The following is an 11,503-nucleotide window of genomic DNA, read 5'->3' on the forward strand; positions in this document are numbered from 1 at the left end:
AAATATAACTAGTTATATTTAGTTATAATTTGAACACATATCTATTTTTAAAAAATAGGAGAAATATTCTTTTCTTTGTTACAATGAAAGGAGAAAGTGAGGAATCGTCTATGGATCATCATTCCTACACAACGGAAGAAGTAGCAAAGCGATTAAAGGTATCAAAATTAACTGTATACGACTTAATTAAAAAAGGAGAACTTCCTTCTTATAGAGTTGGTAGACAGATGCGCATTGATGCAGTGGATTTAGATCAATATATAAAACAAATGAAAACAGGAAAGGTACAAGTTACTCCTGTGAAAAACGATGGTAGTAGTATCTTGAACACGTGTATTATTAGTGGTCAAGAACTAACGTTAGATATGTTAGCTAAACGTATAGAAAATCGTTTGCCAAGTTCTAATGTTTTAAGAGCGTATCAAGGTAGCTTAACAAGTTTAGTGAAAATGTATCAAGGAGAAGGAAGTATCGTTAGTTTGCATTTGTTTGATGGTGAAACGGGTACATATAATGTTCCTTACGTAAAACGCATTTTAGTAGGTCAACCATGTATTATGATTAATTTATTGTCCAGAAATGTAGGGTTTTATGTCCAAAAAGGAAATCCGAAGAAAATAAAGACATGGGCTGACATATCCGGATCCACTATAAAGTTTGTAAATCGAGAAAAGGGTTCTGGTATTAGAGTGTTAGTGGATGAACAATTACGAATCCAAAAATTAAATAAAGCTGATATTAGTGGATATGAATGGGAAGAATCGAATCATCTGGGTGTTGCCACGCAAGTTGCAAATGGAAAAGCTGATGTAGGAGTAGGTTCAGAAAAGTTTTCGCAAATTGTAAATGTGGACTTTATTCCAATCATGAAAGAACAGTATGATTTAGTAATTTTGAAGAATAAAGAAAATGAAGAGCTGATTGAAGTCGTGAAAGACATTCTGCAATCGGAAGAATTTCATAATGAATTAAATGCAATTGGCGGATATGATATTAAGAAAACAGGTCAAATTATATATGAAACAAACTAAAAAGCTGCTTGTCTATAAGACGAACAGCTTTTTCTATATATAAAGGGGTTTGGGGAAACAAAGTATTAAATAAGACCTTGAGCAAGTGTGTAAATGAAAGCTGTAAGAAGAGTAGCTCCACTTGCAAGTCCGATAAAGTGAAACTTTAATCAGTGAGGGCGGGGTATCCCTCGCTGATTATTAGTTGAACCAATCGGGCTTTTACGGGCAGTTGATCCTAAACCTAACTTCTTTGATTTCGCTGAATTTTGAAGTGGGAGTCTTACTGCCCGTTAATGCGGGGTAAAGTCTGATTTGTTGAAAGTAATGTTGTTCATTATAATCTCTCCTTATTTGTTTAATGTAGTTGCAACAGCTTTTGCATCGACAAGTGCGGATAGCACCATGCCCATTGTATGTAAAAATTTATTTGATTTCATATTGTTCATCATGCGTATCCGCTCCTTTTCGAATTGTTGTTGCCCTGCTTATGTCTTAATTATAGGAAATATGTCCACTTGCAACTATCGAATTAGCTTACGAAAGACTTACACTTTTGTAAGAAAAAAAGACATTCATGTAAGAATGTCTTTCACAGCATATTGATATGATGATGTTCTTCAATTGTTTTTAAAAAACTACGCATTGAATTCGTCATATAGCTATCTTTACGGCGTATGAAAACCGTTGAAATACTGCCGTATTTTTCAGGGATTGCATGACAATGTACCTTACCTGCTTTAGAAAGATGATGGACAGCAGACTGTGGTACGAGTGTAATTCCGAGGCCGAGTGCAACGCTGTTTAATATTGTCTCTAATATATTGAATTCCATAATTCTTTTTGGTAGCAAACCTTCGTCTTTCAGCCATCGTTCTAGTTTGGAACGGTATCCACATCCTTGGTTAAAAACGAGTAGAGGCGTTGTTGTAAATTCTTCTATATGAAAAGCTTTATTTTGTGTTACAAGCATTAATTTTTCTGTACTAACATCGTATTGTTCGATTAGTGGATGTTTAATAGGACCTGATATAAAGGCACCATCTAATTGATGATCAAGTACTTCTCTAATCAATTCTTCTGTTAGACCCGCTTGTAATGATAAATCGACATTCGGATAGCTTTTATAGTAAGAAGATAAAATGGTAGGTAATGTACTTACTGTTTCTACTGTACCGATTTTTAATATACCGGAGGGTGTTTCACTATCTAAAAATACTTGTTTTAGTTCGTCGACATCTTGCAAAATTTTATTAACATAAACGAGCATTTTTCTTCCTTCAGCTGTTAAAGTCATGCCTCGTTTATGGCGGTAAAAGAGTGGGGTTTTTAATTCGTTTTCTAGTTGTTTAATACGTGCAGTTACATTTGATTGTACATAATTTAATTCCTTTGCTGCGTTACTTACACTACCCTGGTCGGCAACGCTTTTAAAGATTTGTAAGTCTCTTAATTCCATTTTGTAATCCCCCTTGATGTTAACTATCATTATAAATGATAGTTAACATCATTTTGAATCATTTTACGTGATATATTTTTTCTTTTACAATTCTCTTTGTGCAAATAGAAAGAAACGGGGGATTGCGGTGAGAAGAGGTCAAATGATAATAGGGGCTTTAGCTTGTTTAATTGCGAGTATGTCATGGGGAGCGATGTTTCCAGTTGCTGATCATGCGCTAGAATACATAGATCCATTTTATTTTTCGCTTATTCGCTATGGAGCGGTGGCGATCGTACTGATTGTATTGTTGTTAATGAAAGAAGGAAAACAGGCATTTCGTTTAGAGGGAAGAGGAAAGTTACTCGTCTTTTTTGGAACGATGGCATTTACAGTATATAATGTCCTCATATTTTTAGGGCAAATGTTAATGGGTAAGTCGGGTGTAATGGTAGCTTCCATTATGGAGGCACTTATGCCGATGATTTCTATTTGTATTTTATGGGGATATAAGCATATAAAACCGAAGAAGTATATGATAACGAGTATGGTTATTGCTTTTGTAGGAGCTGTGTTTGTTATTACAAAAGGTGACATGAGTTTCTTTGTAACATTGAAAGATAATATGTTCTCATTAGCATTTATATTTATTGGTGTTGTAGGCTGGGTTATTTATACGATGGGTGGTCAAACTTGTAGTGATTGGTCAACATTACGTTATTCTACGTTGACGTGTGTATTCGGTACGACTGTTACAGGAATTATAACGGTAATTATTACGTCGCTTGGATATATTTCAGTTCCGAGTATGGGAACGATTTCTATTGTAAAATATGATTTGTTATTTATGATGACATTGCCAGGTATTGTAGCGCTACTTGCTTGGAACTACGGTGTGAAAATTTTATCATCCATTAATGGGATTTTATTTATTAATTTTGTACCAATTACGACTTTAGCTATTATGATGATGCAAGGGTATCAAATCACAATGTTTGATATTATAGGGACTGTACTTGTTATTGCAGCGCTTATTCGCAATAACGTTTGTCAGAGAAAAGAAGAAAATATAAATAAGAGAGTTTTACAAGAAGAGCAATTACGTCAAGCTGTTTAATAGGCAAATGGAGGATTTCACATGTTAGAAAGTTTATTGTTTTTCTTCGCCGTCGGAGTTGCCTGTGAGCTTGCAGCAATTAATCGAAATGGTCGTAAAAAGATAAAACAACAAGCTGAGCTGATACAGCTTTTAAAAGAATTGAAAGAAAGAAAAAATTAAAAAGACGACCGGGCATAGACGGTCGTCTTTTTCTATATAAAGGGGAAAGGGGACACAAAGTTATACAAGCGTAGCAGCGTAAATGAAAGCAGTAAGAAGAAGAGAGCCGCTAGCTAATCCTAAAAAATCTAATTTGTTAAAAGTACTGTTATTCATAATACATTCTCCTTACTTGTTTAATGTAGAAGAAACAGCTTTTGCATCGAAAAGAGCTGATAATACCATGCCCATTGTATTTAAGAAATTGTTCGTTTTCATTTTGTTCATCATATTAATCCACTTCTTTTCGAATAATTGTTGCCCTGTTTCTGACTTAATTGTATGAAATATAGTAAGAAGTAACTATCGAATTAGCTTACAAGAAAATTACACTTTTGTAAGAATTGAAATTTAACAATTCATACTTAATTTTATTACCAACTCCTAAAACTTAGTGTTATAATTGTTATAAGAATATGATTATACTTCGGATGTTTAGAAAGGAACGAAACAAATGTATAAACCAATTACATTTTTGTTGAAATATATATTTAAAACAGCTGGAAAAGTAGAAGTACAAGGAAGAGAAAAGCTACCAGAAGGTGGACCGTATGTTGTTGCATGTACACATACAAGTTTTATGGATGTATTAATGTTAGCTACAGGGATGTATCCAACTCAAATTCATTACATGGCCAAAAAAGAATTATTTGAAGGGAAATTCAAAAATTGGTTCTTTAAAAATGTAAATGCATTCCCTGTAGATCGTGCGAACCCAGGACCAAGTACACTTAAAATTCCATCACGTTTATTAAAAGAAGGAAAGGTAGTAGGGATTTTTCCGAGTGGAACGAGATCAGCGGAAGATGTTTCATTAAAAGCGGGTGCTGTGACAATTGCGATGCGTTCTAATGTTCCGTTAGTACCAGCAGCTTATGTTGGTCCATCAAGTGTAAAAGAATTAATAAAGGGGAAAAAGGCACAATTAATTTTTGGAGATCCAATTCAAATTGAGGCTGGAGAACAAATAGATCGAAAAACCGCTATGAAAATGATGACAGATCAATTAAATGAGAAGTTTGAGGAGTTAAAAGAAGCTTTGCAATCAAATCAAAAATAAGAAAAGACGACCGGGCATAGACGGTCGTCTTTTCTATTACTATTTATAATAAAGGGGAAAGGGGACACAAAGTTATACAAGCGTAGCGGCGTAAATAAAAGCAGTAAGAAGAAGCGAGCCACTAGCTAGTCCTAAAAAATCTAATTTGTTAAAAGTGATGTTATTCATAATACATTCTCCTTACTTGTTTAATGTAGAAGCAACAGCTTTTGCGTCGATAAGAGCGGAAAATACCATGCCCATTGTATTTAAGAAATTGTTTGTTTTCATTTTGTTCATCATATTAATCCGCTCCTTTTCGAATAGTTGTTACCCTGTTTCTGACTCAATTGTATGAAATGTTGCGGAAAGTCACTATCGAATTAGCTTACAGAAAAATTACACTTTTGTAAGAGAAACGAATGAAGGTGTAATGATAAGAAGATTTGACATATGTTCATGAGATTCATTAAGTTAAAGGTAGAGGTGAGTGTATGGCTAATATTAAAGATATTGCAAAGATGGCGGGAGTTTCAGTTACGACTGTTTCGAGAGTGTTGAATGATCACCCATATGTAAGTGAAGAAAAAAGAAAAGCGGTTATAGAGATAGTTGAGAAATTGAATTACTCGCAAAACGCAAATGCTGTTCATTTATCAAAAGGAAAAACGAATATTGTTGGTGTGATTTTACCGTATATTAATCATCCGTGTTTTGATGCGATGGTGAGCGGAATGATGGAGACTGCGTTAGCGCATAATTACAGGGTGCTACTTTGCCAAACGAATTATAATAAAAAAGAAGAAATGAAAAGTTTACATATGTTAAAAACAAAACAATTGGATGGTCTTATTATTTGTTCACGTGCAAATGATTGGGAAACGATAGAACCGTATGCTTCTTACGGCGCAATAATTGCTTGTGAAGACAATGATATTTCAAACATCTCAAGTGTATATACGAATCATTCAGCGGCCTTTCAATTAGGAATGGATTATTTGATTGAGAAAGGTTATAAAAAAATTGGTTATTGTACGGGAAGAAAATTAGGGCCGAGTAGTCAAAAGCGTTTTGATGTTTATAAACAGCAATTGCAATCTATAGACGAAGAGGTTAATGAAGAATGGATTTTTACAGAATGTTTTACACTAGAAGATGGTGTAAAAGTGGCTCATAAGTTAAAAGAGATGCAGGATCTTCCTGAAGCATTAATAGTAGCAGGTGATGAAGTTGCGATTGGGGTTATGACAGAGGTTGAAAAATTAGGGATTCAAGTTCCTGAGGATTTAGCGATTATTGGCTTTGATAATCAACCTATCTCGCAAGTGTTACAATTGACAACTATTGATCAAAATTTAAAGGAGATAGGGAAAACTGCTTTTGAAATGTTGCATAGAAAAGTGAATGACGAGAGTTCTGAACAAGAAAAGCTGGAAATTCCATACGAACTTGTGGAACGCTCTACAGTTTAATCTTAATCCGTTATGTGTATAATCGCATAACGGATTATTTTTTTGGAATATCTTTGACAGGAAACGCGTTTCATACTTTATAAAGGAGTTAAACCGGTCTGTAATAATCCATGGATTCTTTTCAAGTGTTAAAGCAGTGAATAGAATTTGGAGGAATATGCATGAATGAACTTTTATTGAGTATGAAAAAGTATGTAGATGATGATGAAAAGATTTTGACTTTTGTGGTAGGGATATTTGAGAAGGATAATTTTATATTATCGTATCAACATGGGATTTTTGTTGCCACTACTAGACGTCTCCTTTTTTACGGGAAATTTCCGTACTATTCTTCAACATTTAAAGAGTATTCATATTTGCATATAGATAGCATAGATTTTCATCCGTATTTTGAGTTTACTTGTAATCATGAAACCATTCGCGCTAAGTATATTCAGAAAGGGAATGTGGAGCAATTTGTCCGTGCAGTTAGAGCAAATATGAATAATTAATCAACCCTCTGTTTAAACATAATATTTCAATTTTTAAGAGGGAAAATGCGGAATAAAAACCACTTCTAAACCTCTAGGAGATAGTGATACAATGTCAAATGGGGGGAGGGTATGAACTATGGTTAATCAACGTATAAAGGAAATAACACTAATTACAATTGGTTCATTATTATTCGCAATTGGTATTAATTACTTTGCAATTCCAAACCGTTTATCGGAAGGTGGAATTATTGGTTTAACGGTTGTTACGTACTACTTATTTGATTGGTCACCAGGAATTGTGAACTTTGCTATAAATGCAATTTTACTAGCTGTTGGTTATAAATTTTTTGATAAGAAAACAATGATTTATACAATTTTAGGGATTGTAGAAACATCTTTGTTTTTATACGTTACAGAACATATTGAATATCATGTAAATAGTGATACATTATTAGCAGCTTTATTTGCTGGTTTATTTGTGGGTATTGGATTAGGCTGTATGTTCAAAGCTGGAGGTACATCGGGAGGATCAGCAATCTTAGCTCAGTTAGCAAATCAATATTTAGGTTGGAGCGTAGGTAAAGGCGTACTAATTATTGATATTGTTGTAATTGCTGGTTCTGTATTTATAATAGGGCAAGAAAAGGCAATGTATACACTTGTAGCTGTGTTCATCGGAGCGAAGGTGATTGATTTCATTGTAGAAGGAATGGATACAAAAACGGCTGTTACGATTATTTCGAATCAACCAGATTTAATTCGTGAGGCTATTACGAAAAATATGACACGCGGTGTTACTGTATTAGAAGGGCGCGGCGGATATACTGGTAAAAATAAAGAAGTTTTATATGTTGTTATTAATAAACAAGAGCTTGTTAAGTTAAAACAAGTTATTAGCCGGGTAGATGAAGATGCTTTCGTTGTTATACATGATGTACGTGATGTACTTGGCGGTGGCTTTAAAGCAAGCTAAAAGGTGAACGAGTAAATTCGTTCACCTTTTTTAATTCTTACAAAAATGTAAGTGTAATGTAATGAGATTCAATAGTAGATTTTATTCCCCCTTTTTAAAATGGATGTATATATATCCTGCAGAGGAGGAATGTTTATTATGAAGAAAAAAATGATCACTACTATAATAGCGATGATAGTAATAGTAGTAATGTTACTGCCTACGAAACTTGGACCGGTTATCGATAAATATAATCCATTTTATAAGACGAAAGAATACTATACGGTTGTGAATACAATTGGTCAGCATATTGGTGATGAGTGGTATGAATATGAATTTATTGCATTCGATGAACGTGGTAGAGAGCAGAAAATAAAGAAAACGGTTAAGCATATGTTAAAGAGAGATGAAGCATTAAAGGTTTTTGCAAAAGGACGTTACGGTGAATCGATTGAAGAGATTGAGGTTGCAAATATTCCTATAAATGCGAAGAGCAAACTTTTAACGATGAGATAGTAAAATATACCCCCAGCTATTTTTTGTCGAAAATAAAAATACTGGGTAAGGGTATTTTTATTTTCGACAAAAAAGCCTTAGTAATATAGACAAAAAAGCCTTAGTACATATAGACTAAGGCTTTTTTATTATATAAAGGGGAAGGGGGTACATTGTAGTAGCATAGGTGAAAGGTATAAGAAGAGTAGCTACTAGCAATGTAATTTGGTTATGTGAGTGTTCTTCTTATTTGGCTTACTTTCTAACGTTATTGTACGAAATATAAGTAAGGGGAACTATCGAATTACATTACACATAACTTACAAACATGTAAGCCTTCTGTAATGTAATTCGATAGTTAAAAGATAGTAATTTTCATATAGTATAACTAGAAAGTCTTAATGTATTACTTTCTGTTTGTAATGAAGAATGAAAAACCAACTAATTTTTAATAATCCTCATCTGAATAAAGATGAGGATCCTTTTTTAAACCTTACAACATTGTAAGGTTTACGTAAGTTAATTCGATAGTAAATTTGTCATATTTTTTGCATAATAGATACAGATAGAAAAATAATTAGGGATCTAGTAAGAAGGGAGAAAAATGGGATGCGTAAAGAAGAAGTAGTGAAGTTACCAATTAAAGATTTCTGTAGCTACTTTACTGTTGCCGTAGTGTGTATTGGATTATTTGATATCATAACAAACTTAATTGTTAAATAATATAGATGCTAAAACAAGAAAGGAAGTCCTTTCTTGTTTTTTTTATGGGGGCATAAAGATGAAATGGATTGATAGTCATATACATGTTGATCAATATAAGGATGAAGAGAAGAGCAGATTACTAAAAGAGGTGGAAAATAGTAATGAAATAAAGGGGCTTATTGCGGTATCTATGAATTATCAATCTTGTAAGGAAACGTTATCTTTAGCGAAGAAGTATCCCTTTATATATCCAGCGATAGGATTTCATCCAGAGCAACAGATTCATAAAGAAGAGTGTGAACAGATTTATCAACTTATTGAACAGAACGCAGAGGAAATTGTTGCGATTGGTGAAGTAGGTTTGCCCTATTATTTGAGAAAAGAAGATGGAAGAATTGCTGCAGATCCATACCTAGCTGTATTGAAAAAATTTATAGAACTAGCTAGTAAGTATAATTTGCCGATTGTATTACACGCAGTTTATGAAGATGCTGACATTGTATGTGATTTGCTAGAGAAATATAAAGTTTCACGTGCACACTTCCATTGGTTTAAAGGAAGCGATGAAACAATGAAACGGATGATGAGAAATGGTTATTATATTTCGATTACACCGGATGTTTTACATAAGGAGAAGATTAGAAAAATCGTTTCGTATTATCCGCTTGAATATATGATGGTAGAAACAGATGGACCGTGGGAATTTCAAGAGGGTGTTATAACGCATCCAAGAATGATTCGAGAGGTATTAAAGGAAATTAGTTCTATAAAAAACATATCCATCGATAAGGTCGCAGAAACAATATATGAAAATACAAGTCGATTTTATTTGAAAGGATAGGAGAATTATAGTTTTAATCATGTAACGGAAAAAGTAAAAGTTGAATTTATTTAATAAAATGCCACGGTTTGATATAGGACAAAAAACCACCAAGCGTTCCGCTCGGTGGTTTTGTATTAGGATTCTAATTTTTTCGCGCGTTTTAATAATAAAAGAAAGACAATAATAACGAATCCTAGTATAAGGAAGAAGCCATATTGCTTTATATAATCAATTATGTCATTCGCACTGGTTGGTTTTTCAACGTGAATGCCATCTTTATTCGTCGTAATATGAATATCTTTCATTTTTACTTCATTCTTTTCCTTTTGTAAATCAATCCATTCTATATTTGGAATACTCTCTAGATCCTTTAACACTTCTTTTAATGGTTTCACACCTAAGTAAGGATGATAGAATGCTCCAATAACCCCATCGGATAATTTAGCAACAGATAAAGCATTTGCTTTCATTTTAGCAATAGCTTGTGGCTTATCTTCTTCAATAAAACCGACTGTTTCAGGCATTAATTTCATTCCATGTAGAAATGATGGTGTACTTCTATATGCTGGAGAGTGCATGGATTTCCAAGTTGTATCACTTAACTGTAGTTGTCCTACATAAGTTGAAAAGTATCTTGATAATATTTCATACCCTTTTTGAGACATTGTGTAATGAGGTGCTTCAAAGGCGACAGGATATAGTTTAGCATCTACAAGTTCTTGAATCCCCTTTTCGATATGATCTGTCGTATATTTTTCCTCAAACTCTTCCCCTTTTTTTACATATTGGTTATATGCCTCTATATTTGGAAAGTCATCTTTTGTCTTCGGTTTTTCATGTTTCGGTTGGCGAATTGGTTGATCTGTCTTTACGTCCCAAAATTCAAAACCTTCCCCAGTTTCACTATCATAAAATTGATGAGTGTAACCATGCATAATAATCGCTGCACCATCATCTTGCATAGAGCGTAAAAGATCAACTAGTTCGGGTTTATCTTTTAAATGTAGTGTTTTACCTGTATCTGGATCTGTATATACAGGAATAACAGTGATCATGTAAGGAATCTTTTTCTCTTTTAGTAATGTCAGCAATTTCTTTTTCTCTTTTAGTAATTCAGCAATTTCTTTTAATTGATATGTATCTGCGGCTGGGTGAACATCCTCAAGACGTAAATAAGCTAATTTTTTATTAGTTTCGGGTTTTTGCTGAAAATAAGAAAATAGGCTTTCGCCAATATAATAAGATATCCAATCAAAGAGGTTAGAAGTTGCTACATAATAAGAATTGTTTTGCTGTACAATTAATGGATAAGTATTATTTCCTCTTAAAGCATGGGCGAGAATTGTTCCATTTGTGTCAAGTTGTTTAATTGTTCTTTCTTCTTCTAATATATTCTTTAGTTTACGTGTTGGATATTCAATTGTATCAGAGTTTATATCTTCATTTTTAAGTGTGATAAATGAAAAACGATTAGATAACTGTTCTATATTTTGACCTAAAACTAGTAATGGTCCTGGGAATCCTTCTAGAAATTTCTTTGCTTCAGTAGAAAGTTCTTCTTGTTTTTCACTCATGTAAATAACATGTGTATACGAAGATTTATCAGTTATTTCAGCTAACTGTTTTATGTTTTTAATTGTTATATTATTAGTGAAATGTCCTACTTGTGTATTAAGTATTTGGATATCACTTGTAATTTGATCATCGTTTGAACTGTATAAAATAAGGGTTTTTGGTTGTTCGGTTTTTTGTGCGGAAATAGGGACAGGAATTAATAG

At 33.3% G+C, this 11,503-nt stretch carries 13 protein-coding genes and 1 pseudogene; 9 read left to right on the plus strand and 5 right to left on the minus strand.

The genetic code is table 11. The features are described 5' to 3' along the window. Positions 1-110 precede the first annotated feature (110 nt). Positions 111-1,031: a substrate-binding domain-containing protein gene (locus DN403_RS25945; protein WP_002083993.1), complete on the plus strand. Its 921-nt coding sequence runs from the start codon at positions 111-113 to the stop codon at positions 1,029-1,031. 65 nt (positions 1,032-1,096) lie between these two features. Here the strand turns inward: DN403_RS25945 and DN403_RS25950 are convergent. Together DN403_RS25950 and DN403_RS25955 are read right to left on the minus strand one after the other, a co-directional pair. Then, positions 1,097-1,177: pseudogene (locus DN403_RS25950) on the minus strand (DUF3948 family protein); the annotation flags it as partial. Positions 1,178-1,602: 425 nt separating this feature from the next. Then, positions 1,603-2,469 carry a LysR family transcriptional regulator gene (locus tag DN403_RS25955; protein WP_000423024.1) on the minus strand — a complete coding sequence of 289 codons (867 nt, stop codon included), beginning with the start codon at positions 2,467-2,469 and terminating at the stop codon, positions 1,603-1,605. A 127-nt stretch (positions 2,470-2,596) separates the two neighbouring features. Between DN403_RS25955 and DN403_RS25960 the strand changes: the two genes are divergently transcribed. After that, positions 2,597-3,565, plus strand: a complete 969-nt coding sequence (locus DN403_RS25960; protein WP_016083974.1) for a DMT family transporter — start codon at positions 2,597-2,599, stop codon at positions 3,563-3,565. A gap of 21 nt (positions 3,566-3,586) precedes the next feature. Next, positions 3,587-3,727 (plus strand): YrzO family protein, encoded by a 141-nt coding sequence (locus tag DN403_RS25965; protein ID WP_000894065.1) that lies wholly within the window; start codon positions 3,587-3,589, stop codon positions 3,725-3,727. Positions 3,728-3,787: 60 nt separating this feature from the next. Here the strand turns inward: DN403_RS25965 and DN403_RS25970 are convergent, their stop codons facing one another. Continuing rightward, positions 3,788-3,883 carry a DUF3948 family protein gene (locus DN403_RS25970; protein ID WP_001066117.1) on the minus strand — a complete coding sequence of 32 codons (96 nt, stop codon included), beginning with the start codon at positions 3,881-3,883 and terminating at the stop codon, positions 3,788-3,790. Positions 3,884-4,220: 337 nt separating this feature from the next. Here DN403_RS25970 and DN403_RS25975 point away from each other — a divergent pair, with 337 nt between their 5' ends. Then, positions 4,221-4,826 carry a lysophospholipid acyltransferase family protein gene (locus DN403_RS25975; RefSeq protein ID WP_000277778.1) on the plus strand — a complete coding sequence of 202 codons (606 nt, stop codon included), beginning with the start codon at positions 4,221-4,223 and terminating at the stop codon, positions 4,824-4,826. A 72-nt stretch (positions 4,827-4,898) separates the two neighbouring features. On the opposite strand, the gene DN403_RS25980 is transcribed toward DN403_RS25975, so the two are convergent. Further along, positions 4,899-4,994 (minus strand): DUF3948 family protein, encoded by a 96-nt coding sequence (locus DN403_RS25980; RefSeq protein WP_001060007.1) that lies wholly within the window; start codon positions 4,992-4,994, stop codon positions 4,899-4,901. A 305-nt stretch (positions 4,995-5,299) separates the two neighbouring features. Here DN403_RS25980 and DN403_RS25985 point away from each other — a divergent pair, with 305 nt between their 5' ends. From DN403_RS25985 to DN403_RS26005, 5 genes are all read left to right on the plus strand, one after another. Next, complete coding sequence (locus DN403_RS25985) at positions 5,300-6,277, plus strand: LacI family DNA-binding transcriptional regulator (protein ID WP_001273903.1); 978 nt, start codon at positions 5,300-5,302, stop codon at positions 6,275-6,277. A gap of 161 nt (positions 6,278-6,438) precedes the next feature. Then, a complete protein-coding gene (locus tag DN403_RS25990) occupies positions 6,439-6,768 on the plus strand; it encodes a PH domain-containing protein (RefSeq protein WP_001004220.1) in 330 nt (109 codons plus the stop codon). 118 nt (positions 6,769-6,886) lie between these two features. Further along, positions 6,887-7,723, plus strand: a complete 837-nt coding sequence (locus DN403_RS25995) for a YitT family protein (RefSeq protein ID WP_000248045.1) — start codon at positions 6,887-6,889, stop codon at positions 7,721-7,723. A gap of 138 nt (positions 7,724-7,861) precedes the next feature. Continuing rightward, on the plus strand, positions 7,862-8,218 hold the full coding sequence (locus DN403_RS26000; RefSeq protein ID WP_000728422.1) for a YxeA family protein: 357 nt from the start codon (positions 7,862-7,864) through the stop codon (positions 8,216-8,218). Between the two features lie 760 nt (positions 8,219-8,978). Then, complete coding sequence (locus DN403_RS26005; RefSeq protein ID WP_098437727.1) at positions 8,979-9,743, plus strand: TatD family hydrolase; 765 nt, start codon at positions 8,979-8,981, stop codon at positions 9,741-9,743. Positions 9,744-9,859: 116 nt separating this feature from the next. Here DN403_RS26005 and DN403_RS26010 read toward each other — a convergent pair. Then, positions 9,860-11,503, minus strand: a 1,644-nt coding sequence (locus tag DN403_RS26010) for a DUF2334 domain-containing protein (RefSeq protein ID WP_255452068.1), incomplete at its 5' end; no start/stop codon positions are given.

This window comes from Bacillus sp. AY2-1 (assembly GCF_008368965.1).
GTDB classification, from domain to species: Bacteria; Bacillota; Bacilli; order Bacillales; family Bacillaceae_G; genus Bacillus_A; species Bacillus_A thuringiensis_S.